This window comes from Yersinia antarctica, from assembly GCF_056636475.1.
This window is the reverse complement of the sequence record NZ_JBSJQF010000001.1, coordinates 2,465,443-2,485,601: the sequence shown is the minus strand read 5'-3', so window position 1 is coordinate 2,485,601 and position 20,159 is coordinate 2,465,443. Positions and strand designations below refer to the sequence as shown.

Sequence of the window (20,159 nt, the reverse complement as noted above, 5' to 3'; positions counted from 1 at the left end):
TTATCGAATGCGATATGTTTAGGTTAGGTGCTACTTGGCAATTGTATGTTAATTCAACAGCCGTATTGATAAGGATTTCAACTATGATTGCAGGGCAAGAGGGAGGTAAAAAAATACCCCCCGTATAATAGGAGGGTACTTTTATCATAATAGTAAATTAACTAATACTATTACAGCAGGAAATCATCCAGTGATTTACCTTCGTCTTCAATGGCTTTCTTAATCACTGCTGGAGTACGGCCTTGGCCTGTCCAGGTTTTAGTTTCGCCATTCTCGTCTACATACTTATATTTAGCTGGGCGTGCAGCACGCTTAGCTTTAGTTGTAGCTTTAGTTGCACTCATAGTTTGCAGCAGTTCATTTGGATCAATACCGTCTGCAATAAGCATTTCACGGTATTGGCTCAATTTACGTGTGCGTTCTTCAATTTCAGCTTGTACTTGAGAATCTTCTTCGCGGCGTTCGTTAACGACCACTTCAAGCTTCTCCAGCATTTCTTCTAAAGTTTCAAGAGTGCATTCACGCGCTTGTGCACGCAGAGTACGGATGTTGTTAAGAATCTTTAACGCTTCGCTCATTGTCCTGGTCTCAAATTATAATTGGTGGGGGGGCGTCTGGATAATAATAGAGTGCTATTTTAATTTCTGCAATAGACAATTTGATTAGCATCCTCGAATTTACGTATTTTATTAGCGAAAAGTTGCTGCTTGCTACTAATAAGCGATGGCGGTTTGTTATTCTCCGTAGTGTTTTTAACGTAAAAGTTCATTTTGCTCGCTAATGACCCTACGCGAAAACATGATTTTCTCACTAAGTTATAAGTTTGCTTTATATCAATAAAGCAAAAATAGACGACTTATCGTGCTAGCGTGTGCAATAACTGATCATGCAAAAAGTGCGATATTGATATAGCTACGATGAAAGATTGAGTAAGGGAAAAGCATGCTGTATTGGTTTTGTCAGGTTCTGACAATATTTGTTATCACTATTTTACCAATTAACCATGGTAATACATTACTTGTATCATTAATGAACCAATCGCGGTACATCCTATCCGACCCTATTGCTATCCCACTCACCTAATCTGGTTAATGTTCAAGCAGCATACGTTCGCTGTATCAATATTGTGAGATTGGTCATGTATGTACCTAATAATAGCAAGGTGCTTCAAATGAAAGTGTCGGCAGCTACATTAACGCTACCATTACTTAATATAGAAAACAGTAATATAGAGAAGTAGTCTGCTCCTCGTTAAGTCTGAATTTATGATAAACTTGATACTCGTTGTCATTGTGACCATTTATTATACCACTGGAGTTACGGGCCCATGGCTCAACTTTATTTTTATTACTCTGCGATGAATGCAGGGAAATCCACCGCGCTGTTGCAGTCTTCTTATAACTACCAAGAGCGGGGCATGCGTACCTTGGTGTTTACAGCAGAGATAGATAATCGCTTTGGTGTCGGGACTGTCAGTTCGCGTATTGGCCTGTCCTCACAGGCGCTGCTTTATAATAGTGGAACTTCACTATTATCCATTATTGCCACTGAGCATCAGGAAAAACCTGTTCATTGTATCTTGCTAGATGAATGCCAATTTTTGACCAAAGAGCAAGTTCAGCAATTGTGTCAGGTGGTGGATGAACTGCATATCCCGGTATTGTGTTACGGTTTGCGTACCGATTTTCTCGGCGAACTATTTCCCGGTAGCAAATATTTGTTGTCGTGGGCTGACAAATTGGTTGAACTGAAAACAATTTGTCATTGTGGCCGCAAAGCAAACATGGTGCTGCGGTTAGACGAACAAGGCAGAGCTGTGCATGACGGCGAACAAGTCGTTATTGGTGGTAACGAAAGCTACGTTTCTGTTTGTCGCCGCCATTATAAAGAGGCGATTAAAGCGGCTTCTCTCCAAAATCCTTCCTAGATACTCATTGTCCACCAAGGATGCCTCACGGGATTTCTTATTTGAAGCTGTGGGGTAACCAACCTTTTGCTGAGTTTACGCCATATGAAGCCATACAGCTTTATCCCTCGTATTTATGCGGGGTGAAAAGCCTTGGTTTAACGTTATATCCTGGACTGGGTCATTATTTTGGCTTTATCGCCACATTTTCTACAATCTTACAAAATTAATAAAAGACACGATGTTGATCCTAATGTCTCCTTAATCAATAGCCGATTCGGGGGATGACGTTATAACGCATTAGCTTGGGTATAGCAGGGGTTGGTGGCGATGTGGCAAGCCGTATTGAGATTAGTCCGGGGATTAGATGCGTGGTCCGTAGGAACGGACTATGGCGATTTGAGCGGTTATATACCAAATGTTTTTAAGTGTGCTTATAAAAAGAAACCCCCAACAGCAATGGCAATTGGGGGCTATATCTTCTGTTGTGTAACCCCCAGCTATAAATGGGGGTTACACATTAAGATTACTATTATTTTTTGGCTTTCTTTTCAGCTTTTGGTGCAGGAGCTGCTGTAACAGCAACTTCTTCACGGTCAAGTTCTTCGCTAAATTCGCGGCCGTAATAAGTATCCATCAAAATCTGTTTCAACTCAGAGATCAGCGGGTAACGTGGGTTAGCACCGGTACACTGGTCATCAAATGCATCTTCAGACAGTTTGTCTACTTTAGCTAAGAAATCAGCTTCTTGAACGCCAGCTTCACGAATTGATGCTGGGATACCCAACTCTGCTTTGATTTCATCTAACCAAGTCAGCAGTTTCTGAATTTTCTGTGCAGTACGGTCGCCCGGAGCACTCAGACCCAGATGATCTGCAACTTCAGCATAACGACGGCGCGCTTGTGGGCGGTCATATTGGCTGAAAGCAGTCTGCTTAGTTGGGTTGTCATTCGCGTTATAGCGAATAACGTTAGAAATCAACATGGCGTTGGCTAAGCCATGCGGGATATGGAACTCAGAACCCAGTTTATGGGCCATTGAGTGGCAGACACCCAAGAAGGCGTTAGCAAAAGCGATACCCGCGATGGTTGCGGCATTATGCACACGCTCACGAGCCACTGGGTTTTTAGCACCTTCATTGTAGCTGGCTGGCAGGAATTCTTTCAGCAGTTTCAGCGCTTGCAGAGCCTGGCCGTCAGAATATTCATTCGCCAATACAGAAACATAAGCTTCCATAGCATGAGTTACTGCGTCCAGACCACCGAAGGCACATAAAGACTTAGGCATATTCATGACCAGGTTGGCATCAACGATTGCCATGTCTGGAGTCAATGCGTAGTCAGCTAATGGGTATTTCTGGCCTGTTGCATCGTCGGTAACTACCGCAAATGGTGTCACTTCTGAACCGGTACCTGATGTGGTGGTTACCGCGATCATTTTCGCTTTCACACCCATTTTCGGGAACTTGTAAATACGTTTACGGATATCCATAAAGCGTAGTGCCAATTCTTCGAAGTGGGTTTCAGGGTGTTCGTACATGACCCACATGATTTTGGCAGCATCCATCGGTGAACCACCACCCAGCGCAATGATCACGTCTGGTTTGAAGGAGTTCATCTGCTCGGCACCTTTGCGCACGATGCTCAGGGTAGGGTCCGCTTCTACTTCGAAGAAGACTTCAGTCTCGATACCGTGAGATTTCAGCACGCTGGTGATTTGATCGGCATAACCGTTGTTGAACAGATAGCGGTCAGTCACGATGAAGGCACGTTTTGCACCGTCAGTTGCCACTTCTTCCAACGCGATAGGCAGAGAGCCACGACGGAAGTAAATAGATTTCGGTAGTTTATGCCACAACATGTTTTCTGCTCGCTTAGCCACAGTTTTCTTGTTGATCAAGTGTTTCGGCCCAACGTTTTCAGAGATGGAGTTACCACCCCATGAACCACAACCTAGCGTCAGAGATGGCGCCACTTTGAAGTTGTACAGGTCACCGATACCACCATGAGAGGCAGGGGTGTTGATTAGAATTCGGGCGGTTTTCATTTTATCGCCGAAATACTTAACGCGTGCAGGTTGGTTATCCTGGTCGGTATACAGGCAAGATGTATGGCCGATACCCCCCATTTCTACCAGTTTTTCCGCTTTATCAACTGCGTCTTCAAAACTCTTCGCACGATACATCGCTAAAGTAGGCGACAGTTTTTCGTGAGCAAATGGTTCTGACTCGTCAACAACCTTAACTTCACCGATAAGAATTTTGGTGTTGCTAGGAACTTTAATGCCAGCCATTTCAGCAATTTTAGTTGCTGGCTGACCAACGATAGCGGCGTTTAAACCACCATTTTTCAGAATGATATCCTGAACTGCTTTCAGCTCTTTACCTTGTAACAGGTAGCCACCATGGGAAGAGAAGCGCTCGCGAACTGCGTCGTAAGCTGAATCAACCACGATGATAGATTGTTCAGAGGCACAAATCACACCATTATCAAAGGTTTTTGACATCAAGATAGATGCAACAACACGTTTAATATCAGCGGTTTCGTCAACCACAACAGGAGTGTTACCTGCACCAACACCGATAGCCGGTTTACCTGAGCTATAAGCTGCTTTAACCATGCCTGGGCCACCGGTTGCCAGAATCAGGTTAATGTCAGGGTGGTGCATCAGTTGGTTAGACAACTCAACTGTTGGCGCATCAATCCAACCAATAATATCTGCTGGCGCACCTGCGGCAATAGCGGCTTGAAGCACGATATCTGCAGCTTTATTGGTTGCGTCTTTAGCACGTGGATGTGGAGAGAATACGATACCGTTACGCGTTTTAAGGCTAATTAATGCCTTGAAGATAGCGGTAGAAGTCGGGTTAGTTGTTGGCACGATACCGCAGATTAAACCAATAGGTTCAGCGATAGTAATTGTACCGAAGGTTTTATCTTCTTCTAAAATGCCACAAGTTTTTTCATCTTTGTAGGCATTGTAGATGTATTCAGAAGCAAAGTGATTCTTGATCACTTTATCTTCAACAATACCCATACCTGATTCCTCTACCGCCAGCTTGGCCAGGGGAATACGGGCATCCGCTGCAGCCAGAGCTGCGGCACGGAAGATTTTATCAACCTGCTCTTGAGTAAAGTTGGCATACTCGCGCTGGGCTTTCTTGACGCGTGCTACTAGCTCGTTAAGTTCAGCGACATTCGTTACAGCCATAATGCTCTCCTGATAATGTTAAACTCTTTTAGTAAATGAGCTGTTGAAGCAACTAGTATAGTCAGGCTCTAGTATGCCGTAAGGTCAAATAGAGCTAGTTTTATAGCTTACTTTCCCATTTTTTACCGCTGATTTACTGAAAGAGCTTTTGTTCCACTAAGAATAAGATGAGGGGGAAAATATCATTTTCAACCTTTATACTCTGTTTCTCAGTGAACTTACTCTCTACCACTGTTCAGAGCTTAACTATTCTTAGGTATATTTTTCGTGATTTAAATCACAAAATCGTCAAGCTGACACCATTCAGCAATTATTTGTTGAGAGTAATTATCATTAACATGAATAAATTGATAATTCATGACGTTAAAGCTTCATTAACACCACAGGACATTAACAAGAGTTATCATTTTAAACGGTAAAAATTTACCTTGTATAAATGCTGTTTTATTACATAGATTCCTATGACTAATTCCATTACATTAGCGCGCACATCTGTAGAAGAGCGCCCTAAGGGTGATTTTTAGTGAAAAGAACTGTGGTCAGAGGCTTGAATAATGCAGGTGCCATTCTGCATGGTTGCGACATTATTTTTGTCGCGAATTTTCCAGGCACGGGCCATAAGGTGTGTTGTCTTGGGGCATTAAATTATAATGGCCTGTTATCTGTGACGTTTTTATCAGCTATTGCGCGGAGTGATGTGTGAGTCAATCATTGTTGGACCTTTCAGGTTACATCAAGTTTTTTGTTGGCTTATTTGCACTGGTAAACCCGGTAGGTATATTGCCGGTATTTATCAGTATGACCAGCTATCAGGCAGCGGCTGGGCGGGATAAAACTAACCTGACAGCTAACCTGTCAGTGGCGATTATCTTGTGGATATCCTTGTTCTTGGGGGATGCCATTCTGAAAATTTTTGGTATTTCCATCGACTCATTCCGTATTGCCGGTGGGATTCTGGTCGTCAGCATTGCGATGTCGATGATCAGCGGCAAACTCGGTGAGGATAAGCAGAACAAGCAGGAAAAAACCGAAACGGCGGTCCGTGAAAGTATCGGTGTTGTGCCACTCGCATTGCCCCTGATGGCAGGGCCAGGTGCCATCAGTTCAACAATTGTTTGGAGTTCCCGCTATCACAGCTGGCAGAATTTGTTAGGCTTGACGGTGGCTGTGGCCTTGTTTGCGTTCTGTTGCTGGTTGCTATTCCGGGCGGCTCCGCTGCTGGTTCGGCTGTTAGGGCAAACCGGTATTAACGTTATAACGCGTATTATGGGGTTGTTGCTGATGGCATTAGGCATCGAGTTTATTGTCACCGGTATCAAAGCGATTTTCCCCGGATTACTTTAATCTATCCCCATATCCCACGGTATGTAGGTCACCGGTATTATTACGGGTGACCTTTGCTGTTTTTCAGCCTGGTATTTAAATATCTAAGCATTATTTTAGTGCAGAATATGTATGTAATTTAATCTATTGCACTTAAATGCTGCAATAATGCTATCTCTATAAAGATAATTTTGCTTAAGGCTTATTTACTCATCTTTAATAAATCATTCAGTGACCCTCAGAGTAAACTAAATACGCTATTTGTTGTTAAAATGCTCACATCATTCTGTAGGGCTTGTGCGGAATTTATCTAGGTGTTATTAGTGATTACTCTGTAATCAGTAGGTGTTTATTCTGGTATTAGTGCTAATGTTAACTTTATGTTTCTAGAACGGCTTTTTTGACATTTTTTTTGCTGTGAATTTAAATTTTAAATGATTTTTTTTGAGCTAAATCATATAGATGATTATTTCTTAGGCGACTAATTAAGATAGGTAATATCGTTAGTTACTCTGTAGAAAAGAGAATTGCTTAACATTTCTGTAAAATTTATTGGCGTCAGATTTCGGGTTCTGTTAGTTTTCGGACAACTTCCCGACAAGAGATTTCTTGTTTTTTAATGAAACTAAACCGAATTTTGATTTTTGGAATAGTTATTGCTAGTCGTTGTGGGCAGCAGATTGACGTAAACCTTGAGAAAAACATCACGAAATCTCGTAAAAGGGCGGTTTGAAATGCAAATAAAGTTTAAGCAACCACCACTGGCAATAATTGGCGCTATTCTGGGTTTGTCATTTTCGGCTGTATCAATGGCGGCGGCAGTTCCGGCCAGTGTGGCATTAGTGATAGATCAGAGTATTACCATTAATAATGGTTCCGAGGTTGCCTCATTAGACCCGCATAAGGTTGAAGGCATTCCTGAAACCAATATTATTCTGAATTTATTAGAAGGTCTGGTGAGCAATGATGCTAATGGGCATATAATTCCGGCAGTTGCCATACGCTGGGATAATGACGGTTATAAAGTCTGGACCTTCCATTTGCGAGATAACGCCGTGTGGAGTGATGGAACTCCGGTCACTGCTCAGGATTTTGTCTATAGTTGGCAGCGTTTGGCTAGCCCTAAAGTGGGTTCACCTTATGCCAGTTATTTGCAGTATGCCCAAATTGAGAATGTTGACGAGGTATTGAAAGGGACCAAAAAACCGGATGAATTAGGTGTTAAGGCATTAGATAGCAAAACCTTGCAAGTGACGCTAACGGAACCGGTTCCTTATTTTATCAGCATGTTATCTCACACCTCGATGAAGCCGGTTAAGCGTGAGGCTGTTGAAAAGTATGGTGATAAATGGACTCTACCACAAAATTTTATCGGTAATGGTGCTTTTCAGCTAAAAGAATGGGTGGTTAATGAGCGGATTGTGCTGGAGCGTAGCCCGACTTACTGGAATAACAACGAAACGGTCATCAATAAGGCGACTTTTTTACCGATAACGTCAGAAGTCAGTGATATTAATCGCTATCGCAGCGGCGAAATCGATATGACTAACAGTGCCATTCCCCCGAATTTATTTGCCAAAATGAAAAAGGATCTGCCATCGCAGGTTCATATCAGCCCATACCTCTGTACTTTCTATTACGAAATTAATAATAAAAAAGCACCATTCACTGACGTCAGAGTGAGAACGGCAATTAAATTAACGCTGGATCGCGACATTATTGCGACTAAAATTATGGGGCAAGGGCAGATCCCTGCCTATGGCTTTACCCCGACATTTACCGCAGGGGGTAATTTCGCATTGCCAGAATGGGCCAACTGGACTCAAGAACAACGCAATGCAGAGGCGAAAAGAGTGCTTGCCGAGGCCGGTTTCAATGCCCAAAATCCATTAAAGTTTACGTTGCTTTATAACACCTCAGATCAAAATAAGCAGCAGGCGATTGCCGCTGCCTCTATGTGGCAGAAAAACTTGGGTGCTACCGTTACCTTGCAGAATCAAGAATGGAAAACCTCTCTAGAAAGCCGCCATCAAGGGCAATTTGATGTTGCCAGAGCAACATGGTGTGGTGACTACAATGAGCCGACCGCTTTTCTGAATATGCTGCTATCGGATAGCAGCAATAATACTTTCTTCTATAAAAATCCAGCATTCGATGCGCTGTTAGCTAAAACGCTGACGACTTCGAGTGTCGAGGCGCGCGCTGCTTTATATCAACAGGCAGAGAACTTATTGGATAAAGATTCTGCAATGGTGCCGGTCTATTATCGAGTCAGTGTTCGACTTATTCGGCCAACTGTCGGCGGATTTACCGGTAAAGACCCACAAGATTTAGTGGATTTAAAAAATCTTTATATGCGTAAGTTGCAGTAAATATTAAGTTATAAAAGTTTATCGCAGCAAAACAGACTTATATGTCAATTGTTCACAAGCGAAAATCGCGGTGGCATGACAGCAAATAAGAGACAGACAAGGTAATAGGGATGTATAGCACAGTACCGATTTTAGTCTGATGCTAATACATATAGGGCATTACATGGCCGGGTTCGTTCCCCGCGCAATGTGATTTAAAGATACCTTTTAAAGGTGAAGCTTGCTCAGTCTCTGAGCGACGCAATAATAAAATCTGGAGTAGATATCAGCATGACCAACATCACAAAGAAAACTTTCCTGGCCGCAGGTATCGCTGCTGCTATGGGTATGATGGCTGTGGGAACTGCCTTTGCCGCCAATGTGCCGGCAGGTGTACAACTGGCCGAGAAACAGGTTTTAGTTCGCAATAATGGTTCCGAACCTCAGTCACTGGATCCGCATAAAATTGAAGGTGTGCCTGAATCCAATATTTCGCGCGATTTATTGGAAGGGTTGGTTATTAACGATCCAAACGGCAAGATTCTGCCTGGTGTCGCTGAAAGTTGGGATAACAAAGACTTTAAAGTTTGGACTTTCCATCTGCGTAAAGATGCTAAATGGTCAAATGGTGACCCTGTAACAGCACATGATTTCGTTTATAGCTGGCAACGTCTGGCGGACCCTAAAACAGTTTCTCCGTATGCGAGTTATGTACAATATGCCCATATCGCGAATATCGACGATATTATTACCGGCAAAAAATCACCTGATACCTTGGGTGTAAAAGCGTTAGATGACCATACTTTGGAAGTCACGTTGACCGAACCTGTTCCTTATTTAGATAAACTGTTAGCTCATCCATCCATGTCTCCAGTTAATAAAACTGTGGTTGAGAAGTTTGGTGAGAAGTGGACTCAGCCACAGAATTTTGTCGGTAATGGTGCCTATAAGTTAAAAGATTGGACCGTTAACGAACGTATTGTGTTAGAACGCAGCCCAACCTATTGGGATAATGCGAAAACAGTTATCAATCAGGTTACTTACCTGCCAATCTCTTCTGAAGTGACTGATGTTAACCGCTACCGCAGCGGCGAGATCGACATGACCTATAACAACATGCCGATTGAATTATTCCAGAAACTTAAAAAAGAGATCCCACAAGAAGTTCATGTTGACCCGTATCTGTGCACCTATTATTACGAAATCAATAACCAAAAAGCGCCATTCACCGATGCACGCGTTCGTGAAGCACTGAAACTGGGTATGGATCGCGATATCATCGTGAACAAAGTGAAAAACCAAGGTGATTTACCTGCCTATGGCTTTACGCCTCCGTACACCAGCGGTGCAGAATTGACCCCACCAGAATGGTTTGGCTGGACCCAGGAAAAACGTAATGAAGTGGCTAAGAAGTTGCTGGCTGACGCTGGCTACACACAAGATAAACCACTGAAATTTAACCTGTTGTATAACACATCTGATCTACACAAAAAATTGGCTATTGCGGCAGCATCTATTTGGAAGAAAAATCTGGGTGTTGACGTTAAGCTGGAAAATCAGGAATGGAAAACCTTCCTTGATACCCGCCATCAAGGCACTTTCGATGTAGCGCGTGCTGGCTGGTGTGCTGACTATAACGAACCGTCGTCATTCCTGAACATGATGCTATCTGACAGCAGCAATAACACGGTGCATTATAAGAGCCCAGCCTTTGATAAGTTGATCCAAGATACGCTGAAAGTAAAATCTGAAAAAGAGCGTGCCGGTTTGTATCAACAAGCTGAGGTATTGCTGGATAAAGATTCTGCTATTGTGCCGTTGTTCTACTATGTGAATGCCCGCTTAGTGAAACCTTATGTCGGTGGATATACCGGTAAAGACCCACTGGATAATATGCACGTAAAAGATCTTTATATTATCAAGCACTAATATATTAAGGGCAGCAGCTGAATTAGCGTGCTGCCCTTATTGCGTTGATAATATAAAGTCGCAGTAAGAGGCTAAAGGTACAGGCAATGTTAAAATTTATTCTACGCCGCTGTCTGGAAGCGATTCCGACACTTTTTATTTTGATAACCATTTCATTTTTTATGATGCGTCTCGCCCCAGGAAGTCCGTTTACTGGCGAGCGTAATCTTCCTCCTGAAGTTATGGCCAATATTGAGGCAAAATATCACCTCAACGACCCGGTTTATAAACAGTATTTCAACTACTTGGGTCAACTTGCGCATGGCGATCTTGGGCCTTCGTTTAAATATAAAGATTACACTGTGAACGATCTGGTGTCTGCATCGTTTCCCGTCTCTGCGAAGCTTGGTTTTGCAGCATTTTTACTCGCAGTAGTATTAGGAGTTAGTGCTGGGGTCATTGCGGCACTGAATCAAAATACCAAATGGGATTATACGGTAATGGGCTTTGCCATGACTGGGGTGGTCATCCCGAGTTTTGTGGTCGCCCCCTTATTAGTGTTGGTTTTTGCCATTATATTGAAATGGTTACCGGGTGGTGGTTGGAATGGCGGAGCGCCGAAGTTTATCATTTTGCCGATGGTCGCGCTGTCGTTGGCTTATATCGCCAGCATTGCACGTATTACCCGTGGCTCAATGATTGAGGTTCTTCACTCTAACTTTATCCGTACGGCGCGAGCGAAGGGATTACCACTGCGGACCATCGTATTACGCCATGCATTAAAACCGGCGTTGTTGCCTGTTTTATCCTATATGGGACCTGCGTTTGTAGGGATTATCACCGGTTCGATGGTTATTGAGACCATCTTTGGTTTGCCGGGCATTGGTCAGTTGTTTGTCAACGGAGCGTTAAACCGCGATTACTCTTTGGTGCTGAGTTTGACCATTTTAGTCGGCGCTTTGACTATTTTATTCAATGCGATTGTTGACGTGCTGTATGCCGTTATCGATCCTAAAATCCGTTACTAGCACTGGAGCACGCCAATTATGTTGAGCAATAAAAATAGCGAAGCTCTGGAAGTTTTCAGTGAAAAACTGGAAGTTGAAGGGCGCAGCCTTTGGCAGGATGCCCGCCGTCGTTTTGTTCATAACCGCGCGGCGATCACCAGTTTGGTGATCCTAATGTTAATTACCCTATTTGTTATTTTGGCGCCGATGTTAGCGCAGTTTACTTATTCAGACACGGACTGGGGCATGATGTCAGCCGCCCCGAATATTGAGTCTGGGCACTACTTCGGTACTGACTCTTCTGGTCGGGATCTGTTGGTTCGTGTTGCTATTGGTGGTCGGATCTCATTGATGGTGGGGGTGGCTGCGGCGTTGGTTGCTGTGGTTGTCGGCACCTTGTATGGCTCTTTATCGGGCTATCTCGGCGGGAAAGTCGATTCACTGATGATGCGCCTGTTGGAGATTCTTAACTCATTCCCCTTCATGTTCTTCGTTATTCTGTTAGTGACCTTCTTTGGCCAGAATATTCTATTGATATTTGTGGCGATCGGTATGGTGTCCTGGCTGGATATGGCGCGTATTGTTCGTGGACAAACATTAAGTTTGAAACGGAAAGAGTTTATTGAGGCCGCATTGGTGGGCGGTGTTTCCACACGTAATATCGTATTGCGTCATATCGTTCCGAACGTGTTGGGTGTGGTGGTGGTGTACGCTTCTTTACTGGTTCCCAGTATGATTTTGTTTGAATCTTTCCTGAGTTTCCTCGGCTTAGGCACCCAAGAACCCTTGAGTAGTTGGGGCGCATTGCTAAGTGATGGCGCCAACTCCATGGAAGTGTCGCCATGGTTGCTGATGTTCCCTGCCGGTTTTCTGGTAGTGACCTTGTTCTGTTTCAACTTTATCGGCGATGGCTTGCGTGATGCCCTCGATCCGAAAGATCGCTGAGGAGTAGCACTATGACGACTATTGATAATCGGTCTGCTGTTCAGCAATCGGCATTGTTGGAACAAAATAGACAGTTGGAACAAAATATCCTGCTGGATGTAAAAGATTTAACCGTGACTTTTGGTACGCCAGATGGTGATGTAACGGCAGTTAACGCCCTTAATTTTGATCTGCGTGCGGGTGAAACATTAGGCATTGTAGGTGAGTCTGGCTCAGGGAAATCGCAAACAGCTTTTGCTTTGATGGGGTTGCTGGCCAGTAATGGCCGGATAGGGGGGTCTGCAAAGTTTAATGGCCGCGAAATCTTAAATCTGCCGGAAAAACAGTTAAACCGTTTGCGGGCTGAGGAAATCTCGATGATATTCCAAGACCCAATGACCTCGTTGAATCCTTATATGCGTGTTGGTGAGCAGCTAATGGAAGTGCTGCAACTGCATAAAAAGATGAGTAAAAGCGAAGCATTTGAAGAGTCAATTCGTATGCTTGATGCGGTAAAAATGCCAGAAGCACGTAAGCGCATGCGCATGTATCCCCATGAGTTCTCTGGTGGTATGCGTCAGCGGGTAATGATTGCAATGGCGCTGTTGTGCCGCCCTAAATTATTGATTGCCGATGAGCCAACAACGGCACTTGATGTCACCGTTCAAGCACAAATCATGACGTTGCTGAATGAGCTAAAGCATGAATTCAATACCGCGATTATCATGATCACCCATGACCTTGGCGTCGTTGCCGGAATCTGCAATAAAGTTCTGGTGATGTATGCAGGGCGAACGATGGAGTATGGTCAGGCCCGCGATGTGTTTTATCACCCAAGTCACCCTTATTCTATTGGTCTACTGAATGCGGTTCCTCGTCTTGATGCTGAAGGCGAATCTCTCATGACGATACCGGGTAATCCGCCGAATTTATTGCGCTTGCCGAAAGGTTGCCCATTCCAACCGCGTTGCCAATATGCCATGGATCGCTGTGGCGTGGCCCCGCCATTGGAGCATTTTGGTGATGGCCGTTTACGTGCCTGTTATAAGCCAGTAGGGGAACTAGTATGAATGCCATGACTGAGAAGAAAGTATTGCTAGAAGTGGCTGATCTAAAAGTCCATTTTGATATTCAGGATGGCAAACAATGGTTCTGGCAGCCATCAAAAACACTAAAAGCTGTTGATGGTGTAACATTGCGCTTGTATGAAGGCGAAACCTTAGGTGTGGTTGGCGAATCTGGCTGTGGCAAATCAACATTCGCCCGTGCCATTATTGGTTTGGTGAAAGCGACCAGTGGCAGTGTTTCATGGTTAGGTAAAGATTTGCTTAGCCTGAGTGATGCACAATGGCGCGCGACCCGTAGTGATATTCAGATGATATTCCAGGATCCACTGGCTTCACTAAACCCGCGTATGACCATCGGTGAAATCATCGCTGAGCCGCTGCGAACTTATCATCCCAAAATGTCGCGTCAAGAAATTAAAGATAAAGTTAAAGCAATGATGCTTAAGGTCGGCTTGTTGCCTAACTTGATCAACCGATATCCCCATGAATTTTCGGGGGGGCAGTGTCAACGTATTGGTATTGCTCGTGCATTGATTCTTGAACCGAAGCTGGTTATCTGTGATGAACCGGTCTCCGCGCTTGATGTGTCAATTCAGGCGCAAGTGGTGAACCTGTTACAGCAATTACAGCGCGAAATGGGCTTGTCACTAATATTCATCGCCCATGATTTAGCGGTGGTGAAGCATATTTCTGATCGGGTTCTGGTGATGTATTTAGGCCACGCAGTGGAGCTGGGGACCTACGATGAGGTTTATCATAATCCACAGCATCCCTATACCAAGGCGCTCATGTCGGCGGTACCTATCCCTGATCCTGACAAAGAAAGGGCGAAAGTGATTCAGCTACTGGAGGGGGAACTGCCTTCACCGATTAATCCGCCATCAGGCTGTGTATTTCGCACTCGTTGTCCGATTGCCGGGCCGGAGTGTGCGAAAACCCGCCCACTGTTAGAGGGTAGCTTCCGCCACGCGGTATCTTGTCTGAAAGTCGATCCGCTATAACATTCTGATAGTGATTGTCCAAAAGCAAAACCCCCGTCAGAGAAATGACGGGGGTTGTTATGATTACGGTATTAGCAGCCATGGGGGAAGGGTCGTGTAACGATCACTCTTTCCACAAAATATGGCAAAGTTTATGGTCTTTTTCGCGGCACAGAAGAACTCGCGCAAATACATCATTAATCTCTTCACCATCACTATCAGCAAGGCCGATAACAACTTCGGCGAAAAAATCAGGGTTTAAATCAAAATCGACATGTTCTTGCCAATCTTCGGCTGGATCAAATAACTCCGCACCGCCACGCTCTTCAAACTGAAGGTTAAACAATAAAATATCTGCCGGATCGAGATTGTCCCCCGCCAGCTCCAGAAAGATATCGTAAGCCTGTTCCAGTGTTTCATCTTCAGTCAGGCGGTTATTGAGATCCATTAAGCTTGGCTCTTGTCTATTCTGGTCCATTTACCGATTCCCATTTGTTATTTGCAGATTGCGCTCATTAAAACATTCTCTATGCCGCTTTTACAATTATTATGCTATCTGAAGTCAATAACTCAGAGAATCTACAATAGGCATACCACCAGCCGCCTCAGTTATTACAGTAACGGGCTGAAAAAGTAGAATAATCGTTCAGTAACGCGATGCCAGAGAGGGCGTTTATTCCACAATTCACCATCTAACAGTACCGAGCGGGCAATGTAGTCGTCCTGAACTTGCGCCAAATCTGCACCAAAACCATCATCATCAATGACCAGCGTGATTTCAAAGTTCAACCATAAGCTGCGCATATCCAGATTGACCGTACCAACCAAACTTAGTTGACCGTCGACCAGCACACTTTTGCTGTGCAATAGGCCACCTTCAAACTGATAAACTTTAACGCCCGCTTCCAACAATTCTGAGAAGAATGCCCGGCTAGCCCAACGGACCATCATCGAGTCGTTGTCTCGAGGAACAATAATGCTGACATCAACACCACGTTGTGCTGCGGTACAGATGGCATGCAGCAGGTCATCGCTAGGTACGAAATATGGCGTCGTCATGATTAACTGCTCACGGGCTGCATACACCGCCATTAATAATGCCTGATGAATCATTTCCTCAGGGAATCCAGGGCCAGAGGCAATAACCTGAATGGTATGACCGCTCTCTTCTTCAAACGGCATGATATTAGTATCAGGCGGCGGGGGTAGAATACGTTTGCCGGTTTCAATCTCCCAGTCGCAGGCATATACGATACCTATGGTGGTGGCTACCGGGCCTTCCATCCGTGCCATCATATCGATCCATTGACCTACGCCGGCATCTTGCTTGAAAAACCGAGGATCAACCATATTCATGCTACCGGTGTAAGCAACATAATTATCAATCAACACAATTTTACGGTGTTGACGCAAATCCATTCGGCGCAGAAAGACCCGGAACACATTGACTTTAAGTGCTTCGACCACCTCAATCCCAGCATTGCGCATCATCGCCGGATAGGGGGTGCGAAAGAATTGTTGGCTACCGGCGGAGTCCAGCATCAATCGGCAATGAACACCTCGGCGCGCTGCCGCCATTAACGATTCGGCAACTTGATCAACCAAGCCACCAGGCTGCCAGATATAGAACACCATCTCGATATTGTGACGGGCCAGTTCAATGTCACGTACCAGTGCTTTTAATGTGTCATCGGTGGTGGTCAATAACTGTAATTGATTACCTTTAACGCCGCTGATGCCTTGGCGGCGTTCACATAATTGGAATAATGGGGTAGCGACTTCGCTATTTGAAGTGGCAAAAATGTGTTGGCAGTCTTTCAGTTCACTTAACCAGCGAGCAGTGGATGGCCACATCGCTTTTGCTCGCTCAGCACGGCGCTTGCCGAGATGAAGTTCACCAAATGAGAGATACGCAATTATCCCAACTAACGGCAGAATATAAATAACCAGCAGCCATGCCATAGCCGAAGGAACGGCTCTGCGTTTCATCAGAATACGCAATGTTACCCCGGCAATAAGCAACCAATAGCCAAAAATCGAGAGCCAACTGATTACGGTATAAAATGTTGTCATAAGGGCGGAAGTCCTGTTCACAAACGGTCACTAAAGAGTGTACGCACAGTATTGCAAAGGCGAAACCTTTAATCAGATATATTACTGGATAAAATCTTTTAAGCTAAAGGACTTGCAACGGGTAATTAAATATTTAACGGGATTTTTTTGATCTTCCCACGCTGAGCTAAATAAGCTATTTGGACTAAACCCGCGATTTCGCCGTGCAGCGGCTTGGCTCACAAGATGAAAGGTTTATAATAGCCCAGTTCTCAGCTTTGGAAGAATTGTTTCATGAGACGGAGTAAGAATGAGGTGGGCCGTTGGCGTATGCTGCGGCAAAATCAGCGCCGAAGAAATCGCTGGCTTGAAGGTCAATCACGGCGCTATCGCCATATCTATTGTGTCAGGCAGCTCCACGAGCATCAGCATCGTCGGGCGCTATTGTTCACTGTAGCTTATGAATGGTAGTCCGCTGTGGTAGTAATAAAAACAGTCTCTTTATGAGGCTGTTTTTGTTTTAATCATAGTAAACACTGAGCTTTTATTAACTTCCCACCACAAAATATCTCATATTATACTTGCCGGAACTGAGCTGTTGCAGATGAACTTGTCAATAATTTGTTGCTGGCGTTAAATTCTGGAATGATATTTTCTACTTTAAATAGTGTTTTTCTTCGCAGAAAAATCACTCCTATCCTAAATTATCAAAATGCGATAATTCTGATGTTACTACTAATAATAAAAGGTGCAGAATAGTCATTTATAAGTTTATTTCACATCAGAATGACATCGCGCTACCATATATATTAGGTCGCTTCGTTCTAATCATTCAGTTTCAGGGGTGTTACTGTTTGGTTGTTCGAAGCGACCATTCTCCTATGAAATAAATGATTATGAAATAATAACATTGATAATCATCATGATTAAATAATACTTTCTTATCTATCAATGGGTTGATCGGAGTGGTTGCTACTTTTGGGAATCTCTTATATCGTTTTTAGTGATCAATAATAAAAAATTGATCAATTTTATCAATTGATCAATACTGCTGTTCTAATCAAATAAAAGGGTTTTACTGTGGATAGCAGGCTAAACATTGCAGTTGATTGCACTTTTATCTGTGAACCAGTTTACTGGCAGAATGGTAAGTTATTTGCTGTGGAGTTATTGAGTCGGTTCACAACGGCCTCTTTTAAATCGCCTATTTATACTGAGCGCTTCCTTCATCAACTTAATGCTCAAATGAAGGCTAAGCTGCTGTTTGACCAATTATGTGCGGTAAAATCACAGCAGAAATGGTTTATTGACCAACAAATAATACTCTCAATTAATATAGATTTTGATATGGCTCAGACGGTGCTGTATGACGAAGATGTCATATCATTATTAGCTATGATGCCCTTTATCCGGCTAGAAATAATGGAGAGTTTTCCCAATCTCAGCGATGGGCCGAAGAACACACTATTAAGTAAGCTGGCTGAACGATATTCATTATGGTTGGACGATTTTGGTAGCGGTAATGCTCACCTGGCGGCCGTTGCCAGTGGGTTCTTTGAATGTGTCAAAATTGATAAGCACTTTTACTGGCAATGGGGGGGAAGTGCCACGTTCGATAACCTGCTGACACGACTTCGTGAGCACTGCCAGTGCGTGATAGTTGAGGGGGTAGAAACTCATCAACAGCTTACTCAGTTATCTGATCTCGGGGTGGATGCCATGCAAGGTTATCTATTTAGTTCATTTCCGTTGATTGAGGTGGAGAAGTTGTCGCTCGAATAAAGCTAAATTTTTCCGATAGGACATCAACTTAGGGTACTTTTTGTAGTGGATATCACAGTTATATCTGGCTGATGAGTGGATGATAGAGTCCCTATTTCGGTAAAGGCTATAGTTCATGTCTCAATATAAATTAGCTAAAACAGTATTCTTCGGGGATTTAAAAGTTAGCACCGCACTTTATAAGTACGAGATTTATTGTGAAGAATCTGAGCTGGTATACCATGCTGCTATTTATTCTGAGCAAGTCATTGCTGCTGGCAAACACACTTATCCGGTTTGGGTAAGAAAAGACCATATGATTTTAAAAGCACCGGCGCATATGCTGGATAAAGCAGTTGAGGCATGCGAAGAGCATTGGCTGAAGCACTACAAAGCTTAAGGCGGCGTTAACGTCTTTGTTCTGGCTGGTAGTATAAAATCAAATACGCCTGTATTCAGGCGTATGATCAAGTTGACTATTGTTTACCACCACAGCGCAAAACAATCTGCGTGGTTAATCAAATAACTCTGAGAGGAAACTTTTCTTTTTGTAGTGTTTAGGCTTTGCATATCCGTGATTATCGCGTTCACGTTCTCTGGTGTCAGAGTATGGCGCTGATGTTGATGTCGGTGTACTTTCAGCCGATTTTTCAATGATTTTATCCAGTTCTCCGCGATCCAGCCATACACCACGGCAGTTAGGGCAATAATCGATCTCAATGCTCTTACGTTCAGACATCACCAGTTGGGTATCTTTGCATACTGGACACTGCATAGTCTTCATCTCCGCATTTAACAAAATGACTCAACGTCACGATAGAAAAATCGATATCTGATTAGACAATGATTCTCAGTAATTATAAGTAAAGATAATTAAATACATGTAATCGCCTGACGAGATGGCTACATGCAACCGACTTTGTCTATGGCTGGATAGATGTTAGACATCTGTAGTGATTCAGAATACCCGTTTATAGGGTTTTACAATAACCGACTGATACACACCAGCCGCGCTATAAGGGTCTTGTTCCGCCCAGTATTCAGCCTCTTGTTGCGAGGCAAATTCGGCGATAACAGTCGATCCAGTAAATCCGGCAGCACCGGGGTCTGCGCTATCAATGGCTGGGTTCGGGCCTGCTGTCAGTAGGCGACCTTGATCCTGCAATACTTGCAGGCGGGCCAGATGTGCAGGGCGAACGGATAAGCGCTTATCAAGTGAATCAGGGACATCCGTTGCAAAGATTATATAAAGCATGTTTCACCTTTAAAATTATCATACCCGTCATACTGCAAGCTGCATTGGCTGCATTGGCTGCATTGGCTGCATTGGCTGCATTGACTGCATTGGCTGCATTGGCTGCCTTCCTGCAACTCGAATTATTTAGGGTATATACCTCAATATGATGATTTGTATTCGTTGCGCCATAACACCATGTTCTATCCATAAATTCAATAAGGTGCAGAAAGGGCGGCATCTAAAATTCTCAGATGAATACACCGGTAGTTAATAATGAAATAAAATGATAACTAAGCGTAACGAGAAAGTATTATTTGGTTGATATTGCCGTTTAAAGCATCATTTAAGGCTGTTGAGGAAGATTGTTTGCCGTTGCTTATTGAATATGATTGCTATTTGCATTTACACTTAGCTGCATTAGAGGACATTGAA

17 protein-coding genes are annotated in these 20,159 nt (G+C 43.8%); 11 read left to right on the top strand and 6 right to left on the bottom strand.

Annotated elements, in window-relative coordinates:
- Positions 1-170: 170 nt before the first annotated feature.
- The gene (gene hns / locus ACWJJO_RS11485) at positions 171-578 is read right to left on the bottom strand and encodes a histone-like nucleoid-structuring protein H-NS (protein ID WP_083158951.1); all 408 of its coding nucleotides are present in this window, start codon (positions 576-578) and stop codon (positions 171-173) included.
- 749 nt (positions 579-1,327) lie between these two features.
- Here hns and ACWJJO_RS11480 point away from each other — a divergent pair.
- A complete protein-coding gene (locus ACWJJO_RS11480) occupies positions 1,328-1,927 on the top strand; it encodes a thymidine kinase (RefSeq protein ID WP_372558957.1) in 600 nt (199 codons plus the stop codon).
- Positions 1,928-2,438: 511 nt separating this feature from the next.
- On the opposite strand, the gene adhE is transcribed toward ACWJJO_RS11480, so the two are convergent.
- Positions 2,439-5,117 (bottom strand): bifunctional acetaldehyde-CoA/alcohol dehydrogenase, encoded by a 2,679-nt coding sequence (gene adhE / locus ACWJJO_RS11475; protein WP_481091030.1) that lies wholly within the window; start codon positions 5,115-5,117, stop codon positions 2,439-2,441.
- 699 nt (positions 5,118-5,816) lie between these two features.
- Here adhE and ACWJJO_RS11470 point away from each other — a divergent pair.
- The 7 genes from ACWJJO_RS11470 to oppF all read left to right on the top strand — a co-directional run bounded on the left by ACWJJO_RS11470 (position 5,817) and on the right by oppF (position 14,698).
- A complete protein-coding gene (locus ACWJJO_RS11470; RefSeq protein WP_050101351.1) occupies positions 5,817-6,461 on the top strand; it encodes a YchE family NAAT transporter in 645 nt (214 codons plus the stop codon).
- 713 nt (positions 6,462-7,174) lie between these two features.
- Entirely contained in the window at positions 7,175-8,812 is a 1,638-nt protein-coding gene (locus ACWJJO_RS11465) for an ABC transporter substrate-binding protein (RefSeq protein ID WP_372569140.1), read from the top strand.
- A gap of 270 nt (positions 8,813-9,082) precedes the next feature.
- Positions 9,083-10,720: an oligopeptide ABC transporter substrate-binding protein OppA gene (gene oppA / locus ACWJJO_RS11460; protein ID WP_083158945.1), complete on the top strand. Its 1,638-nt coding sequence runs from the start codon at positions 9,083-9,085 to the stop codon at positions 10,718-10,720.
- Between the two features lie 86 nt (positions 10,721-10,806).
- Positions 10,807-11,727: an oligopeptide ABC transporter permease OppB gene (oppB, locus tag ACWJJO_RS11455; protein ID WP_083158944.1), complete on the top strand. Its 921-nt coding sequence runs from the start codon at positions 10,807-10,809 to the stop codon at positions 11,725-11,727.
- A gap of 15 nt (positions 11,728-11,742) precedes the next feature.
- Positions 11,743-12,651, top strand: coding sequence for an oligopeptide ABC transporter permease OppC (oppC, locus tag ACWJJO_RS11450; protein WP_083158943.1), 909 nt, complete (start codon positions 11,743-11,745; stop codon positions 12,649-12,651).
- Positions 12,652-12,662: 11 nt separating this feature from the next.
- Positions 12,663-13,700, top strand: a complete 1,038-nt coding sequence (oppD, locus tag ACWJJO_RS11445) for an ABC transporter ATP-binding protein (protein ID WP_083158942.1) — start codon at positions 12,663-12,665, stop codon at positions 13,698-13,700.
- The gene (oppF, locus tag ACWJJO_RS11440; RefSeq protein WP_372558962.1) at positions 13,697-14,698 is read left to right on the top strand and encodes a murein tripeptide/oligopeptide ABC transporter ATP binding protein OppF; all 1,002 of its coding nucleotides are present in this window, start codon (positions 13,697-13,699) and stop codon (positions 14,696-14,698) included. Before oppD ends, oppF begins: the two co-directional genes overlap by 4 nt.
- Before the next feature lie 103 nt (positions 14,699-14,801).
- Here the strand turns inward: oppF and ACWJJO_RS11435 are convergent, their stop codons facing one another.
- Together ACWJJO_RS11435 and cls are read right to left on the bottom strand one after the other, a co-directional pair.
- Positions 14,802-15,125, bottom strand: a complete 324-nt coding sequence (locus ACWJJO_RS11435) for an HI1450 family dsDNA-mimic protein (RefSeq protein ID WP_032819973.1) — start codon at positions 15,123-15,125, stop codon at positions 14,802-14,804.
- A gap of 164 nt (positions 15,126-15,289) precedes the next feature.
- Positions 15,290-16,750, bottom strand: a complete 1,461-nt coding sequence (cls, locus tag ACWJJO_RS11430; RefSeq protein ID WP_420073321.1) for a cardiolipin synthase — start codon at positions 16,748-16,750, stop codon at positions 15,290-15,292.
- A 273-nt stretch (positions 16,751-17,023) separates the two neighbouring features.
- Between cls and ACWJJO_RS11425 the strand changes: the two genes are divergently transcribed.
- The 3 genes from ACWJJO_RS11425 (at position 17,024) to ACWJJO_RS11415 (ending at position 18,890) form a co-directional block, all read left to right on the top strand.
- On the top strand, positions 17,024-17,200 hold the full coding sequence (locus ACWJJO_RS11425) for a YciY family protein (protein ID WP_071843552.1): 177 nt from the start codon (positions 17,024-17,026) through the stop codon (positions 17,198-17,200).
- A 609-nt stretch (positions 17,201-17,809) separates the two neighbouring features.
- Complete coding sequence (locus ACWJJO_RS11420; protein ID WP_083158939.1) at positions 17,810-18,511, top strand: EAL domain-containing protein; 702 nt, start codon at positions 17,810-17,812, stop codon at positions 18,509-18,511.
- A 115-nt stretch (positions 18,512-18,626) separates the two neighbouring features.
- Complete coding sequence (locus tag ACWJJO_RS11415) at positions 18,627-18,890, top strand: hypothetical protein (RefSeq protein ID WP_083158938.1); 264 nt, start codon at positions 18,627-18,629, stop codon at positions 18,888-18,890.
- A gap of 114 nt (positions 18,891-19,004) precedes the next feature.
- Here ACWJJO_RS11415 and ACWJJO_RS11410 read toward each other — a convergent pair whose 3' ends face one another.
- Together ACWJJO_RS11410 and ACWJJO_RS11405 are read right to left on the bottom strand one after the other, a co-directional pair.
- Positions 19,005-19,265: a TFIIB-type zinc ribbon-containing protein gene (locus ACWJJO_RS11410; protein ID WP_083158937.1), complete on the bottom strand. Its 261-nt coding sequence runs from the start codon at positions 19,263-19,265 to the stop codon at positions 19,005-19,007.
- A 183-nt stretch (positions 19,266-19,448) separates the two neighbouring features.
- Positions 19,449-19,745: a YciI family protein gene (locus ACWJJO_RS11405; protein WP_372569142.1), complete on the bottom strand. Its 297-nt coding sequence runs from the start codon at positions 19,743-19,745 to the stop codon at positions 19,449-19,451.
- Between the last annotated feature and the right edge of the window lie 414 nt (positions 19,746-20,159).

Coding starts and splice junctions, on each gene's coding strand:
- hns (WP_083158951.1), bottom strand. CDS start 578: ATGAGCGAAGCGTTAAAGATTCTTAACAACATCCGTACTCTGCGTGCA.
- oppF (WP_372558962.1), top strand. CDS start 13,697: ATGAATGCCATGACTGAGAAGAAAGTATTGCTAGAAGTGGCTGATCTA.
- ACWJJO_RS11410 (WP_083158937.1), bottom strand. CDS start 19,265: ATGCAGTGTCCAGTATGCAAAGATACCCAACTGGTGATGTCTGAACGT.
- ACWJJO_RS11480 (WP_372558957.1), top strand. CDS start 1,328: ATGGCTCAACTTTATTTTTATTACTCTGCGATGAATGCAGGGAAATCC.
- oppD (WP_083158942.1), top strand. CDS start 12,663: ATGACGACTATTGATAATCGGTCTGCTGTTCAGCAATCGGCATTGTTG.
- ACWJJO_RS11435 (WP_032819973.1), bottom strand. CDS start 15,125: ATGGATCTCAATAACCGCCTGACTGAAGATGAAACACTGGAACAGGCT.
- oppB (WP_083158944.1), top strand. CDS start 10,807: ATGTTAAAATTTATTCTACGCCGCTGTCTGGAAGCGATTCCGACACTT.
- ACWJJO_RS11415 (WP_083158938.1), top strand. CDS start 18,627: ATGTCTCAATATAAATTAGCTAAAACAGTATTCTTCGGGGATTTAAAA.
- adhE (WP_481091030.1), bottom strand. CDS start 5,117: ATGGCTGTAACGAATGTCGCTGAACTTAACGAGCTAGTAGCACGCGTC.
- ACWJJO_RS11405 (WP_372569142.1), bottom strand. CDS start 19,745: ATGCTTTATATAATCTTTGCAACGGATGTCCCTGATTCACTTGATAAG.
- cls (WP_420073321.1), bottom strand. CDS start 16,750: ATGACAACATTTTATACCGTAATCAGTTGGCTCTCGATTTTTGGCTAT.
- ACWJJO_RS11425 (WP_071843552.1), top strand. CDS start 17,024: ATGAGACGGAGTAAGAATGAGGTGGGCCGTTGGCGTATGCTGCGGCAA.
- ACWJJO_RS11465 (WP_372569140.1), top strand. CDS start 7,175: ATGCAAATAAAGTTTAAGCAACCACCACTGGCAATAATTGGCGCTATT.
- oppA (WP_083158945.1), top strand. CDS start 9,083: ATGACCAACATCACAAAGAAAACTTTCCTGGCCGCAGGTATCGCTGCT.